Consider the following 14,973-nt stretch of genomic DNA (forward strand, 5'->3'; position numbering starts at 1 on the left):
GGAGGGAGTACGGTGATTGCAGAAAAAGCAGTACAGCAAAGAGAAAAAGTGGACTTAACGTTCAGACAAGGGGCTAAGGATTGTATCCCTACGCTACTCGGTTACATAAGCATAGGGCTTGCTGCCGGGATCGTTGGAGTGTCCTCGCATCTTTCCATTATGGAAGTTACTTTATTATCAGCGCTCGTGTATGCCGGGGCAGCCCAGTTTATTATTTGTGCACTGATGGTTGCGAACAGCTCGATTTCAGCTATTATTCTCACAACATTTATCGTTAACTTAAGACACTTTCTTTTGAGCGCTACGATCGCGCCTGAATTTACAAAATATTCGTTATTAAAAAACGTCGGAATTGGAGCCCTTCTAACGGACGAATCATTTGGGGTGTCTTCCAGTAAAATTGCAAAAGGTGAGCCAATTAATGACCGCTGGATGAATGGATTAAATATAACGGCTTACGTCAGCTGGATTATCGCCTGTACGACAGGAGCTATTTTTGGCCATATGCTATCAAACCCGGAAGCCTTTGGGTTTGATTTTGCCTTAACAGCTATGTTTTTAGCTCTGCTTGTTTTACAAATCGAAAGCGTGTTACCTTCAAAGCTTAATCATTACTTACGTTTAATTCTTTATATGGCGATTATTATGATTGTGCTGTCTTTTTTCGTACCTTCACATGTGGCTGTATTAATTTCAACGATTATTGTAGCGACAATTGGGGTGGTGACGGATAAATGAGTATCCACTACCCAACACTCATCATTATTTTAGGGTGTGCCCTTGTTACCGTAGTTCCTCGCATTGTTCCGTTTTTAGTTGTACGTAACATCGCGCTGCCAGAACCCGTATTAAAATGGCTATCCTATATTCCTATTTGTATTTTAACCGCACTTGTTGTAGAAAATTTTATCATTCAAGCAAATGACAGCGTAAAGATTAACTGGCCCGTCATTATCGTAGTCATTCCAACCTTACTGATTGCCCTGAAAACCAAAAGCTTATCCATCACCGTTATTAGCGGAGTTGGAATGATGGCGCTGCTTCGTTTTTTTCTTTGGTCATGAAAGCTCAAGTTATGCTCTTGAGCTTTTTTACTGTCTCCTTTACGTACGCTTTTTCATATAGTATGATAAGAGTGTAAATTAGAAGCCAATGAAAACAAAAATATAAATGAGGTGCTTTTATGAGCGGAGTAGTATCTAAATAGGAAAAATTAAATGAAATAAATTGAATAAGTAAGATGGGTATTTTTTTAAAAAATAAGGTACCCTTTGTTTGCTTATGAATTTATTTCACTGCCTATGAAGATACCTACAATGCTTTATAAAGGGTTCGGCATTTGTCGTCAGGGAGGCGTCTGTTTTTACAGAGCTTTCTTTTGTGATATGTGCCCTAGACGCCTGATTAACGCAAAAAGCTGTGGGATCACCACAGCTTTTTTTGTTTACCTTTTTCATTGCCTTCTAATAAATAGGTATCTTCATATGTGATGACAAATCATAGTGAGGAGAAAAACCATGAATACGATGACATTTGAAAAATTGCAGTATCATGAATTAAAAAAAATCGTAAAATCTCACTGCGTAAGTGAGCTGGGAAAACAATTAATGGATAAACTTCAGCCGAGCACATCTCTTAAAACAGTAAAAAACCGACTTAAAGAAACAACGGAAGCACGAAGACTTCTAGATGCTGAGAAATCACTTCCGCTATCAGGTGTCTCAGGTATAGGAAGAGTCATCGAAAAGCTTGAAAAAGGCATGATTTTAGAGCCCGAAGAGCTAATGCGCGTATCCGATTTTTTAAAAGGCTGCAGAAAAGTAAAACAATATATGGTGGATAAAGAATTTTTTGCTTCGCTCTTAAGTTCCTATGCCCATTCGATGAAAGAACTGACAAGTATAGAAGAGGAAATTAATTTTGCGATCAAGGCTGGAAAAGTAGACGCTGCGGCAAGCAAAGAGCTCAAGCGTATCAGAAGACATATAGAAGGAACGGAAGCTAAGATTTCAGAAAAGCTTGCGAAATTTTTACGAAACAGTAAAAACAAAGAGTATATTCAAGACTTTTTTATCAGTAAAAAAGGAGACCGCTATACGATTCCGATTAAGGCCTCCTATAAAAATCACGTTGGAGGAACAATTGTTGAAACATCCTCTAAAGGGTCAACAGTATTCATAGAGCCGGCATCTATTACAAAGCTGAATGCGGAACTAGCGATTTTGAAAGCAGAAGAAGAGGTAGAAGAATATCAAATTTTAGCGTCTTTAACAGGTTTAGTGTTAGAGAAGCTAGCTGATATTCATATTAATTTAGAGCTAATTAGCCAATACGACATGGTGTTTGCCAAAGCAAAATACAGTAAACAGGCAGACGGAATCGAACCTAAAATTAATGATTATGGATATATTCATTTAAAGGGCGCATATCACCCGCTGTTAACTGGTGAAATTGTTCCGCTTCACTTCGAAATTGGCGAGAATTATCGAAGCTTAATTATTACGGGACCTAACGCAGGAGGAAAAACCGTTGTCTTAAAAACGATTGGGCTACTGACACTCGCTACAATGTTAGGATTTCATATTACAGCTGATGAAGGAACAGAAATTGCATTGTTTGAGCATGTTTTTGTCGATATCGGCGACAACCAAAGTATTGAAAATGCGCTGAGTACCTTTTCCTCACACATGAAAAATATATCGGCTATTTTGCAAAAAGCAACAAACAATACGCTGCTCCTATTCGATGAAATTGGCAGCGGCACCGAACCGAATGAAGGAGCTGCACTTGCGATTGCGATTTTAGAAAAGTTTTATCATATGGGCTGCATAACGGTCGCGACTACGCATTACGGAGAAATTAAGCGTTTCTCAGAAATTCATCCTGACTTTATGAATGCCGCAATGCAGTTCAACAGTAAAACATTAGAACCGCTGTATCAACTGTTAATTGGAACATCTGGAGAAAGCAATGCGCTTTGGATTTCAAAGAAGATGAAGGTAGAAGAAGAGATTTTACAAAAAGCAAAGTTTTATATGGAAAGTAAATCGTATGATACAGAAGTCGTCAGAGAAAATAAAATAAAAAAACCAACTATTTTGAAGGAAAAGAAAAAAGACCGTGTTGAATACCAAATGGGAGATCGAGTCAAACTGTTAGATTATGAAAATCATGCGATTGTTTATAAGTCTAAAGACAACACAAACAATATAGTCGTACTCTATCAGAATGAGTTAATTGAAGTAAACGTTAAGCGAGTAGCTCTTGAAATCAAAGCTGCTGAATTATATCCCGAAGGCTATGACCTCGATTCGTTATTTATTAGCTATAAAGATCGAAAAGAGCAGCATGATCTGCAGCGAGGATCAAAAAAAGCATTGCGGAAAATTGAAAAAGATATACGCGAAAATAGATAAAGCAGAAACCCAGCACTTATAAGAAAGTGGTGGGTTTTGTTTTTATGTAGCTTCTCAAAACTACATAGAACAGATCTCCAAATAAATCTTAAAAGAATTTACATCACTTTTATAGTTGTTTATTGTTGTGGTTTTTTGTTGTTTTAACGTGTTATAATATGAAATAGTTATAAAAACAACATAAACAACAACAATCAACATCTAAAACACTTTCATTTTGTTAAGTGTAAAAAACAGCCTCAGATATAAGTGCACTCATTATTTTTACCGCTTTCGCCCATCGTAGGAATTCTCTACGAATGAGAAAACTATTTATCAAAAACATTGTAAATGGCAAATTAAATAACGAAAGGAAAGAGGAAAATGAAAAAAATCGAAGCTGTAGTATTTGACTGGGCTGGAACAATGATTGATTACGGGTGTTTTGCTCCGCTTGAGGCGTTTTTAGAGGTATTTAAAAGACATAAGGTAGAAATTACAATTGAAGAAGCTAGAGAGCCAATGGGCATGCTGAAAATTGAACATATCCGAGCGCTTCTTAAGATGCCGCGTATTCAACGGGAATGGAAAAAGGCACACGGATCAAAGTCAACAGAACAAGATGTTGCAAAACTGAATGATGAATTTGAATCAAGCTTATTTTGTATATTAGAAGACTTCACCACGCCTATTCCTGGAGCTGTTGAGCTTTCAGAGCGTTTGCGAAACAGAAATATTAAAATAGGTTCTACGACGGGATATACGAAAAAAATGATGGCGATTGTTGCGCCAAAAGCAAAAGAAAAAGGATATTCACCGGACTGTTACTTCACAGCAGATGATGTAAAAGCAGGCCGGCCGTATCCATGGATGTGTTACCGTAATGCCATGGAGTTAGATGTCTTTCCTATGAATCGTATCATAAAAGTAGGAGACACCGTAACAGATATGCAAGAAGGAAAAAATGCCGGCATGTGGACAGTAGGCGTGATTTTAGGAAGCAGTGAGATGGGACTTTCTGAAGAAGCAGAAAAGAATATGGATCAAAAAGAATTAAAAATAAAAATGGAAGAAGTGAGAAGCCGTTTAGAAGAAGCCGGGGCAAATTTCGTAGTGGATCGTATATCTGACCTTGATCAAGTGATTAATCAATTGGAACAACAATAAAGAGGAGGATTATCATGAAAAATCCATATTTGCTTTTAACTCCAGGTCCATTATCTACGACAGCTTCGGTTCGCGAAACGATGCTGAAAGATTGGTGTACATGGGATGATGAATATAATAATCTCGTCCAAGATATAAGAAAGCGTTTAGTCAAGCTGGCAACGGCGTCTTCTTTATACACTGCTGTGTTAATGCAGGGAAGCGGCACGTTTTGTGTAGAAGCAGCCATCGGAACGTTCGTACCGAGAGTCGAAGGGAAAATCCTGATAGCAGCAAATGGAGCTTACGGCTTAAGAATGGTTCATATGTGTGAAGCAATCGGAATTAATAACACTGTATATAAAGTAAATGAAACTGAGTCTTTTGATACAGATGTGATTGAACGAATGCTTCAAGAAGACGAAGACATCACTCATGTAGCTGTCGTTCACTGTGAAACGACAACAGGAATTTTAAATCCTATTGAAGAAGTATGTTGTATTGCTAAGCGCTATAATAAAATGACCATTGTAGACGCCATGAGCAGTTTTAGCGGTATACCCATGGATATAGAGCAGCTGCAGATTGATTTACTTATCAGCAGTTCGAATAAATGCATTCAAGGCGTTCCTGGATTCGGATTTGTCATTGCTAAAACAGATGAGCTTGAAAAATGTAAAGGAAATGCCCGTTCCCTTTCACTCGACCTTTATGATCAATATAAAACGATGGAAAAGGATAAAGGGAAATGGCGCTTTACCTCCCCAACTCATGTGGTCCGGGCATTTTATCAGGCGCTACTCGAACTTGAAGAAGAAGGGGGAGTCCAAGGTCGCTTTAAGCGGTATCGAGAAAATCAGCACTTGCTAGTGACAGGGATGAGGAGGCTAGGGTTTAATACGCTGCTGCAATCAAAACAGCAGTCACCTATTATTACATCCTTTCTTTACCCTACCTATTCTTTTTTTACATTTCAAGGATTTTATCAATCTTTAAAAAAACAAGGTTTTGTCATTTATCCAGGAAAAGTTTCTCAAGTGGACACCTTTAGAATTGGAAACATTGGAGACGTACATAAACAAGATATCGAAAGATTGCTAGAAGCGATTCATTCGACAGTGAAGAGGAAGGAGATTCAGCAATGAACGTGTTTAGGCGGTGCCGGCAAAATTTCTCGCGAATCAGTATAAAATTTAGCGTAATACTATCTTTCAAGAGTTAAAGAAGCAAGGTCTGCATGAAGAAAGAAAATATCATCTTTATATGAGCAAATTTTTTCGTAGAGTTAGGAGTGTAATAATGTGTCTTTATTGGCAGAACAACGTAAAAAAACAATTATAGATATGATTGAACATCAAGGGCAAGTCAAAGTAAACGACTTAGCGCACGCTTTTGATGTATCGACTGAGACTATTCGCCGTTATCTAGAAGAATTAGAAGGAGAAAAAAAGTTAAAAAAAGTGTATGGCGGGGCCGTGAAAATAGAAACAGAAATTGCTGAGCCGCCTATGTTTGAGCGAGAAGTCATAAGAAGCAAAGAAAAGAAAAAAATAGGGAGTAAAGCAGCTGAGCTGATAGAAGAAGGCAACGTTATTTTTATAGATGAAGGCAGCACGACCATGCACATGGTTTCGTCACTTGTCAATATTTCTAATATAACGGTTATTACAAATTCCTTTCCTCTTGTGACTATGCTAATCGACTACCAAAACAAGCAGGTTTTCAGCGGAGAAGTTATTTTTCTAGGAGGTCATGTAAGAAGCAAACATTTTCGGGCTTCTGGATCCCTAGCAGAAAGGGTTGCAAAAGAATTTTATGTAGATAAAGCCTTTATTTCAATTGACGGCCTTCATCCCGAAGCTGGGATTACGAGCTTTGACTTAGAAAAGTGCCTGCTGTCTAAAATCTTCATCGCTAATGCAAACCAGACCATTGTATTGGCTGATCATTCCAAGCTAGAAGTGAAGGCGAACTACAAAATAGATTCTTTAAAGCACATTGATTATATTTTATGCACTGCTTCTCTTCCGGAAACTTGGGGAGATTTGGACGCAAGCTGGATTAAATGTTAAAAATAACAAAAGGGGAATGTTTTATAAACATTCCCCTTTTGTTAAGTACTTAAAAGGTAAGGAGGTTTTTTTAGCTATATTAATAATCTATAGGTACAAAAAAACATCTTTCACCGCTCTAATGTACTCGAGAGATGCGTTTAATAAATTATTCGTTCGTTGGAACAGGAAGACTTTTGAGCATTGAAAAACAATAAGCCATTTTTTTTGCAAAATGTAAAGGAGGCTCTACAGATTGAATATGCAGATACATAAGGACCGGTTCTGTAAAAAGCCAATGGTTATGCAAAGCGCTTACGATAAGACCTTGCCGCGCAGCAGCTTCTGTAAAACGAGGGATTTCTTCTTGTAAAATAGCAATCTCAGCCAAGTTTAACGCGTTTCCCTGTGCGTCTATCGCCTCAAATGATACACCAACAGGAACGACAGAGCTGCTTTTTCGCCCTTGAACATGAGCTTGAAAGCTTCTTTTAAGCGACACTGAGCATCCTGTTGGACTAACTTTGCTTTTAGCGTTTAAAATCTGGCCAAACTGCTGACAAATTTCACTTGTAGTATACATTATAAGCTCCTGCCTTTCTTCTATACTCTTAGTAAGCTTTATGACATAAGAGCTTCACTTATGCAAACAGTGTTCTTATAAAAAAATCCCCTTCACGATGAAGAGGATTTTTTTATTATTCAGCATGCGATGAGCGTTCGTTTAACAAATTTTCATAAAAACGGGCAAGTGAAGCAGAAAGGTATGGAATAGACCATAAAAAGCCGATTCCTAGTGTAATAATACTTAATAAAAACCAGCCAAGAAAGCTTAGCAGCAGCAGGAAGTACTGTCCTTTGTAACCATTCATCAACCTGCGGCTTTCTGTAATCGCTTGATTCATCGAGTAAGTAGGATTGTCTTTACAAATATAGTACGTTTGTGAATATGCCAGTGCTTTGATAATTCCAGGAATCAGTAAAAGCAGTGACCACAGCATCACATAAAGAGTCATAAGTACATAAATCCCTAATGACTTTACATAAAGACCGAAGTCTTGGAATGTTTTGAACAAATGTCCCAATTGGACAGATTCACCTCGCGCTAAACCTAAAAATGCCCAGTAGTTCGCCATGAGAAGAGGCGAAAAGACAATAGCAAAGGCAGTGGAAATCCATGAGGCCGAATCAGATTCATCTTTCATCCAATTGTCATAGCCGCCGCTTGCCACAATTTCAAATGGAATAGGCAGAAGCGTATATACTCCGTACGTCACCACCGTTAGTAAAATCGCAAGTCCCCAGCGATTCTTTAAAGAAGCTTTAGCTTCTCTTTTAATCGTACCGATGTTCATGTTGTTCCTCCTTTAATGTTGCAAAATATGTACCTTTTTTGCTCGTATTAACATGTAAACCATGCACAATTGTTAATTTTGTATGAAATGAAAATAATAGTCAATAGGTTCTGAGGTGAAAAAGAAAGCTTTTAAGAAAAACACTATTATAGACAGATAGAAAACGATAAATAGGTACAAGATGTTTTTAAAGAATATAGATGTAAGAAAAGAAAGCACTATGTATGATTCTTTATTTCTCACAGTATTTATCATGGGGATTTTGGTGAAAATAACGCGTTATTTCTTTATAATAAGCGTAAGAGGAGATGGGAGGAGATGAGTAAAAATGGAGAATGCTATACAAACATTTTATGAGCTAGAATGTATACACTTAAAATCAGAAGTACGCACCTCTGCTGAAGAGCTTTCGAACATTCTTGCAGATGATTACGTGGAGTTTGGCAGTTCGGGCAGGATATGGAAGCGAAAAAATTACCATGACAATCATGTACTTTCGCCAGATGTATTTGAGATCTCTCATTTTCATGTAGACGTATTGTCTCCTGACTGCGTGTTAACTACATATCATCTTATGAACCATACCGCAGAAAAAAAGACGCTTCGCAGTTCTATTTGGCGAAAAAGAGAAGAAAAGTGGCGTTTGTTTTTCCATCAAGGCACAATGACAAACGGTGATCAATAAATAAGATTATTCGGTTATTATTATACTTTCCCTCTATTTGATGCTATGATGAAAGTATATTTTGACGTAAGGGATGTTTTAAGATGAGCAAAAATAATGTGAAAAAAGAAGTGTTTTCATGGATTAAGTCCATTGTTATTGCACTGGTTATTGTAGTGGGAGTTCGCCATTTTTTATTTGCGCCAACTACGGTTCACGGAGAATCAATGTCTCCAACGTTTGAAGATTCAAACCGCGTCATTTTAAATAAAATCAGTGATGTTGATCGCTTTGATATGATTGTGTTTCATGCACCGGATGCAGATGAAAATTATATTAAACGTGTAATCGGCTTGCCGGGAGATACGGTAGAAATGAAAAACGACGTTCTGTATATTAACGGCAAAGCTTACAAAGAGCCGTATTTGAAAGAATCTAAAAAACCTCTTGCACCTAATGAGAAATTCACGGAAGATTTTACGCTTCAAACGTTGCCTGCAACTGATGGCAAAGTGAAGGTACCGAAAAATTCACTGTTTGTAATGGGGGACAACCGTCCTGTAAGTCATGATGGACGAGCATTTGGCTTCATTCTACAAAAATCAGTTATCGGAAAGGTGCAGTTTCGCTACTATCCGTTAAATGAAGTAGGCGAACCGAAATAAAAAAAGGGAAAAAGGCTGGCGGAATTTAATTCGCCAGTCTTTTTTATTGGGTTAAAAGAACTGATTTAAAAAAAACGACTTGTTTTATACAAGTTAAACATCTTCTAATAAATTAGTAAATTAGACCTTGTTTTTTTCTTTGTTTAGGAAATGATAAGGGTGTTTAAAAAGGGACTTCTAGGTACCTATGTTACTTCAAAGTAAGAGTAGGTATTGATAGGTAAGTAGTTTTTATGGGTATACAGATATATGAAGACAAAGAAGCAAGGATTTTGGAAAGGAGCAGGTCAACATGAAAAACGTATTAATCATTAATGGACACGAGTATTATAAAAAGTCAAAAGGAGAGTTAAATCAGACGATTTTTAACGAAATGCAGCATTTACTCACTGATCAATTTGACATTAAAACAACGGTGGTTGATAAAGGCTACGAAGTAGAAGAAGAAATTGAAAAGTGGCTATGGGCTGATGTTGTGATTATGCAGACGCCTATTTACTGGTTCAGCATTCCCGGAAAGTTTAAGCAATATATTGATCGCGTATATATGGATAACATTTTTTTTAAAGGTTCAAATCAATACGGGCGAGGCGGCTTATTAACTGGGAAAAAATACATGTTTTCTCTCACATGGAATGCGCCGGAAGCTATTTTCGACAATGACGAAGCTTTCTATGAAGGAAAAAGTTTAGATGAAGCCATTATGCATTTGCATAAAATGAATCAGTATGTCGGTATGAGCCCACTTCCAACGTACACTATTCATGATGTAGTCAAACATCCAAACATTGATCACTACAAGCATAAATTAGAAAATCATGTAGCAGAAGTATTTGGAATAGGAGAGCATCATTGAACTACCCCCACTTAGCAAGCCTGAAGTGGGGGATTCCTAAAATCTTTAAAGACTTAGGAACCCTTCCCTATAAAAATCGATATCTACAAAAAACCTGACTAAACAGTCGGGTTTTTTTATTCACTTTGACGCAAAAATCGTAGTCAAAAACAGTTTTTCTTTTTCTTTCTGAGCACTAGCGGAATGTCTACAATGGTAAGGAAGAGTTAACCATCAAGTTGCACAATAATTGGACCAGAAGTGGTAATGAAAGCGTAAACATTTTGGTAGAGATCAGTGATAGAATAAATTTAAGCAAGGGGGGAGCAATTGATGCATCTAGATGAAAGGAGCAATTTAATTTTAAAACGAGTGGTTAGTAATCCTGGTATTTCCAATACGGAATTAGAGAGAAAGTATCATCTTTCACGGAGGCAGATTAGCTACAGCTTTACAAAAATTAATGACTGGTTAAAGAGTAATAACTATCCGAAAATTCAGCGAACGAACGGGGGGAAATTTATTATTGATCCTCTTCTAATGGAACTGTTTGCTGAAAAAGTCGAACACTCTGCTGGAAGTTATATTCCGTCTGAAAAAGAAAGAGCTCAATTGGTTTTGCTTATGCTATTAAGTAGCGAAGAAGAATTATCTTTACTTCATTTCTCTAGCTCGCTATCAGTGAGTAAGAATACGGTATTAAGAGATATGAAATATACACAGAAAATTGTAAATGGTTATCATCTTGAAATTGTTTATTCGCGAATGTATGGATACGACATAGTAGGAAGTGAGTGGAATAAAAGGAAGCTGCTTATTGAAGTACTGCGGACCGTCTATGACATGTATCAAGGCGAGACGTATATTCAGGCGTATACAGGAACTTCAAGAGAAGAAATTCAGAGATTAAAAGAGCAAATGGAAAAAGTAGAAAAGCGTTTAGCACTTCAATTTATCGATCAAAAAATAAAACTTCTTCCATATACAATAGCTATTTTGCTAAAACGAATTAAAAAAGGAAACTTAATTAAAGATTCTTATCATATCGACTATGAAGAACTGTCGGATACAAAAGAGTTTGAAGCTGCCGAAATTTTAATTGAAGATGCTGCTTGCATCCCAAAGGAAGAACGTTTATTTATTACATTACAATTGCTTACTTCTAACGTTCTATCCTCCCAGTTTTTAAGAGAGGAAGAAACTCTTGAATTAAAATCTTCATTAAAAAACTGCCTTGCGTTATTTGAGAAAAAAGCATGTATCACTTTTAAAGAAAAAGAGAAGCTGCTTCAAAAATTAGTGCTGCATATGAAACCAGCTTACTACCGCATTAAATATCAGCTAACTACTAACTATTCAATAATTGAAAAAGTTAGTGAAGAGTTCGAAGCCATTCACTACATTGTAAAAGACTCATTAAAGCCTTTTGAAACTTATATTGGCTGCTCTATTCCTGAAAGCGAAGTGATGTTTATTACCGTTTTTATTGGCGGACATTTAATTAACAGTGGCGAAACAATACAGCTTAAAAAGCGAGCGGTTGTTGTTTGTCCTAACGGGGTATCCATTTCACATTTGATGGAGCACACGCTGCGTGATTTATTTCCAGAGTTTTATTTCTACGAAGCTCTTTCGATTCGAGAATTTGAGCAATCAAAAGCAGAATTTGATATGGTATTTTCTCCTGTTCCTGTTCAGACTTCTAAGCATTTATTTATTGTGGAACAATTTATTACCGATTTTCAAAAGTTACAGCTTCGGCAGCGAGTCATTCAAACCATATTCGGTTTAAATACATCCGTGGTAAACATTGAACAGTTAATAAGTGTCATTGAAAAATACGCAAAAGTTGATCAGAAGTCTCAACTTCAAAAAGCACTGCAAGATTATTTTTCTCTCCAAGTATTAAACGAAACAAGTAAAAATCAAGAATACAGTTTAGCAGATTTAATTACACCCGAAACAATTGTGCTGCGCGATCAAGTGGAAAGCTGGAAGGAAGCTATTTCAATAGCCGCTGCCCCGCTTTTACATAAAGCTATTATTACTGAAGCTTATATTGATAAAATGCAGGAACAATATCCGTCTATGTCTCCACATATTGTACTAAGACTTAATGTTGCAATACCTCACGCAAGCCCTGAGGATGGTGTTCAAGCAGTAGGCATGAGCTTACTTAAGTTAAAAGAAGGCTTATTGTGCGGAGAGCAAAAAGTTCATTTTATTGTTGTTATCGCAGCTATTGATAAAAAGAAACATTTAAACGCTATGCTGCAGCTGATGAAGTTAGCGGAAATGAACGGGGTAATAAATGAGATGAAACGGCTAAATGAAAAATACAAAATCTATGAAATAATTAAAACGCACTCTATCTAATCATGGTACAGAATGTATAGCAAGGAGGATACAATCGTGACATTACAGCCTTTTTTAAAAGAAGAGTTATTGAAGTTAAATAGTGTATGTAAAGATCAAGCCGATATTTTTGAAATGGTGTACAAAGAGGCATTTGGCAAAGGGTATGTCAGTGAAAACTTTCTGACAAAAATTAAAGAAAGAGAAGCATCTTTTCCGACAGGCCTCCAAATAGGCGATTACAGTGTAGCAATTCCTCATACAGATCCAGAGCACGTTTTTGAACAATTTATTAGTGTGGTTACCTTACAAAAACCTGTATCGTTTTATTTAATGGATGATAATACAAAAAAAGTGGATGTGCGCATTGTGCTTCTATTAGGGTTAAACCAGCCTCACACCCAGTTAACAGTACTTCAGGAGCTGATGCAAGCAATTCAAGATCAGCAAAAAATAGAGCAATTATTACAGGCTGAAAATCAAAGGGATGTTCAAGCTATTTTTAACGGAGTTGAAAAAATTAGTACAAAAGGGGAGAAGTAAAATGAAAAAGTATACGGTATTAGTAGCGTGCGGAGCGGGAATTGCAACATCAACAGTGGTGTGTGAACGAGTAGAAAATTTATTAAAAGACAACAGCATTAACGCGGAAGTTGTGCAGTGTAAAATTGCCGAAGTAGCTTCTCGCCAAGAAGGAGCAGATTTAATTGTATCGACAACGATTTTACCCACAACGTACAGCATTCCAGCATTAAGCGCAACCTCCTATATCACAGGGATTGGCATGGAAGCACTGGACCAAAAAATAATAGATGCCTTAAATAAAACCTTTGCTAATTAATAAGTCGGAAAATTCAAAATAATAAATTAGGAGCTGAACAAAATGAAAAAATATACGGTATTAGTAGCATGCGGAGCGGGAATTGCAACATCAACAGTGGTGTGTGAACGAGTAGAAAATTTATTAAAAGACAACGGCATTAACGCAGAAGTTGTGCAGTGTAAAATTGCCGAAGTAGCTTCTCGCCAAGAAGGAGCGGATTTAATTGTATCGACAACGATTTTACCCACAACGTACAGCATTCCAGCATTAAGCGCAACCTCCTATATCACAGGGATTGGCATGGAAGCACTAGATCAAAAAATTCTGACGCATTTACAAGCATAGGTACCACGCGTTGCCTCCATTTTAGGAAATGACAAAAGAAAAATGAGGGATGGATATGGATAAACTTCTATCAGGTGTGCAAGCAGTATTAAATCTAGGACCTACAGTTATTTTACCAATTGCCATTTTTATCTTAGGCCTGTTATTTAAAACAGGAGCAAAAAAAGCGTTTAAATCTGGAATTACAATAGGAATTGGTTTTGTCGGCATCAACTTAGTTATTGATTTACTTGTAAAAAACTTAGGACCAGCAGCACAAGCAATGGTTGAACGATTTGGATTAAATCTAACTGTTATCGATACAGGATGGCCTTCTGCCGCTGCAATATCTTGGGCATCTCCCGTTGCAGCTATACTAATTCCTGTTTGCTTGTTTGTAAATATTATTTTGCTTTTGTTAAAACTGACTAAAACGCTTGATATTGATATTTGGAACTATTGGCACTTTATCGCTGCTGGTGCAACAGGATACGTTGTCACAGGAAGCTGGTGGTTTGCAATACTGTGTACCGTTCTGTATGAAATTGCTGTTTTATTTGTAGCAGATAAGACAGCGCCAATGGTTCAAAAATTTTACGGGTTAGAAGGAATTTCTCTTCCTACGGGCTCTACAGCTGCGTTTGGACCAATTGGTATTTTGGTAGGTATGGGTGTATCAAGGATTCCAGGGATTAAAAGGTTGAACGCAGATCCCGAATCTATTCAAAAACGTTTTGGTATTTTCGGTGAACCAATGATGATGGGTTTAATCTTAGGGTGTGTAATCGGTATATTAGCAGGCTATGACCTTGGTAAAGTTTTTCAAGTAGGTATTTCAATGGGAGCGGTTATGCTTTTGATGCCTAGAATGGTTAAAATCTTAATGGAAGGACTTATTCCAATTTCTGAAGCAGCTCGTTCTTTTCTTCAAAAACGATATGGTGATCGTGAAATATATATTGGATTAGATGCCGCTCTTGCAGTAGGACATCCATCCGTTATGGCTACAGCACTGTTACTTGTCCCCATTACATTACTTTTAGCTGTCATTCTGCCTGGGAATAAAGTATTGCCGTTTGGGGATTTGGCTACCATTCCTTTCTATGTAGCTTTTGTTGTGGGCTCATTAAGAGGGAATATTATACACTCTCTTATTTCGGGCACTGTTATGGTAGCGCTATCACTTTATATGGCAACGAATTTTGCAGATGTGCATACGCAAATGTTATCAGGAGCTCAGTTTTCTATGCCGGAAGGTGCAACACAAATTTCAAGTTTAGACATGGGAGGAAACTTATTTAACTGGCTTATTCTTAAATTCTCTCAGCTGTGGGCTTCTATTTTTTAAAATAGGCATAAA

The 14,973-nt window shown here is 37.1% G+C and carries 16 protein-coding genes; 14 read left to right on the top strand and 2 right to left on the bottom strand.

Annotation, left to right across the window (positions count from 1 at the left end; all coding sequences use genetic code 11):
• The first annotated feature begins 12 nt into the window (after window positions 1–12).
• The 6 genes from AC4NPH_RS19600 (at window position 13) to AC4NPH_RS19625 (ending at window position 6,613) form a co-directional block, all read left to right on the top strand.
• Window positions 13–738, top strand: coding sequence for an AzlC family ABC transporter permease (locus AC4NPH_RS19600; RefSeq protein WP_013057913.1), 726 nt, complete (start codon window positions 13–15; stop codon window positions 736–738).
• Complete coding sequence (locus AC4NPH_RS19605; protein ID WP_013057912.1) at window positions 735–1,064, top strand: AzlD domain-containing protein; 330 nt, start codon at window positions 735–737, stop codon at window positions 1,062–1,064. The genes AC4NPH_RS19600 and AC4NPH_RS19605 overlap by 4 nt, the downstream gene beginning before the upstream one ends.
• Window positions 1,065–1,517: 453 nt before the next feature.
• Window positions 1,518–3,416, top strand: a complete 1,899-nt coding sequence (locus AC4NPH_RS19610) for an endonuclease MutS2 (protein WP_053487472.1) — start codon at window positions 1,518–1,520, stop codon at window positions 3,414–3,416.
• Window positions 3,417–3,779: 363 nt separating this feature from the next.
• Window positions 3,780–4,562, top strand: a complete 783-nt coding sequence (phnX, locus tag AC4NPH_RS19615; protein ID WP_013057910.1) for a phosphonoacetaldehyde hydrolase — start codon at window positions 3,780–3,782, stop codon at window positions 4,560–4,562.
• Window positions 4,563–4,573: 11 nt separating this feature from the next.
• The gene (gene phnW, locus AC4NPH_RS19620) at window positions 4,574–5,686 is read left to right on the top strand and encodes a 2-aminoethylphosphonate--pyruvate transaminase (RefSeq protein ID WP_491938909.1); all 1,113 of its coding nucleotides are present in this window, start codon (window positions 4,574–4,576) and stop codon (window positions 5,684–5,686) included.
• A 156-nt stretch (window positions 5,687–5,842) separates the two neighbouring features.
• A complete protein-coding gene (locus tag AC4NPH_RS19625; RefSeq protein ID WP_013057908.1) occupies window positions 5,843–6,613 on the top strand; it encodes a DeoR/GlpR family DNA-binding transcription regulator in 771 nt (256 codons plus the stop codon).
• A 148-nt stretch (window positions 6,614–6,761) separates the two neighbouring features.
• On the opposite strand, the gene AC4NPH_RS19630 is transcribed toward AC4NPH_RS19625, so the two are convergent.
• Both AC4NPH_RS19630 and AC4NPH_RS19635 read right to left on the bottom strand, forming a co-directional pair.
• Window positions 6,762–7,175, bottom strand: coding sequence for a DUF1259 domain-containing protein (locus AC4NPH_RS19630; protein WP_013057907.1), 414 nt, complete (start codon window positions 7,173–7,175; stop codon window positions 6,762–6,764).
• A gap of 115 nt (window positions 7,176–7,290) precedes the next feature.
• A complete protein-coding gene (locus AC4NPH_RS19635; protein ID WP_013057906.1) occupies window positions 7,291–7,947 on the bottom strand; it encodes a DUF975 family protein in 657 nt (218 codons plus the stop codon).
• 328 nt (window positions 7,948–8,275) lie between these two features.
• On the opposite strand from AC4NPH_RS19635, the gene AC4NPH_RS19640 reads away from it, so the two are divergent.
• The 8 genes from AC4NPH_RS19640 to AC4NPH_RS19675 all read left to right on the top strand — a co-directional run bounded on the left by AC4NPH_RS19640 (window position 8,276) and on the right by AC4NPH_RS19675 (window position 14,961).
• Complete coding sequence (locus AC4NPH_RS19640; RefSeq protein ID WP_491938884.1) at window positions 8,276–8,632, top strand: nuclear transport factor 2 family protein; 357 nt, start codon at window positions 8,276–8,278, stop codon at window positions 8,630–8,632.
• Window positions 8,633–8,715: 83 nt separating this feature from the next.
• Window positions 8,716–9,276: a signal peptidase I gene (gene lepB / locus AC4NPH_RS19645; RefSeq protein ID WP_491938886.1), complete on the top strand. Its 561-nt coding sequence runs from the start codon at window positions 8,716–8,718 to the stop codon at window positions 9,274–9,276.
• Window positions 9,277–9,568: 292 nt separating this feature from the next.
• The gene (locus tag AC4NPH_RS19650; protein WP_013057903.1) at window positions 9,569–10,132 is read left to right on the top strand and encodes an NAD(P)H-dependent oxidoreductase; all 564 of its coding nucleotides are present in this window, start codon (window positions 9,569–9,571) and stop codon (window positions 10,130–10,132) included.
• Window positions 10,133–10,444: 312 nt separating this feature from the next.
• Entirely contained in the window at window positions 10,445–12,487 is a 2,043-nt protein-coding gene (locus AC4NPH_RS19655) for a BglG family transcription antiterminator (protein ID WP_328230435.1), read from the top strand.
• A 36-nt stretch (window positions 12,488–12,523) separates the two neighbouring features.
• A complete protein-coding gene (locus AC4NPH_RS19660; protein WP_013057901.1) occupies window positions 12,524–13,009 on the top strand; it encodes a PTS sugar transporter subunit IIA in 486 nt (161 codons plus the stop codon).
• 1 nt (window position 13,010) lies between these two features.
• Window positions 13,011–13,307, top strand: coding sequence for a PTS sugar transporter subunit IIB (locus AC4NPH_RS19665; RefSeq protein WP_098314658.1), 297 nt, complete (start codon window positions 13,011–13,013; stop codon window positions 13,305–13,307).
• Between the two features lie 42 nt (window positions 13,308–13,349).
• Complete coding sequence (locus tag AC4NPH_RS19670; protein ID WP_013057899.1) at window positions 13,350–13,634, top strand: PTS sugar transporter subunit IIB; 285 nt, start codon at window positions 13,350–13,352, stop codon at window positions 13,632–13,634.
• A 55-nt stretch (window positions 13,635–13,689) separates the two neighbouring features.
• Complete coding sequence (locus AC4NPH_RS19675; RefSeq protein ID WP_013057898.1) at window positions 13,690–14,961, top strand: PTS galactitol transporter subunit IIC; 1,272 nt, start codon at window positions 13,690–13,692, stop codon at window positions 14,959–14,961.
• Window positions 14,962–14,973: the final 12 nt, after the last annotated feature.

It is taken from the genome of Priestia sp. MDV22-iso46 (assembly GCF_058629175.1).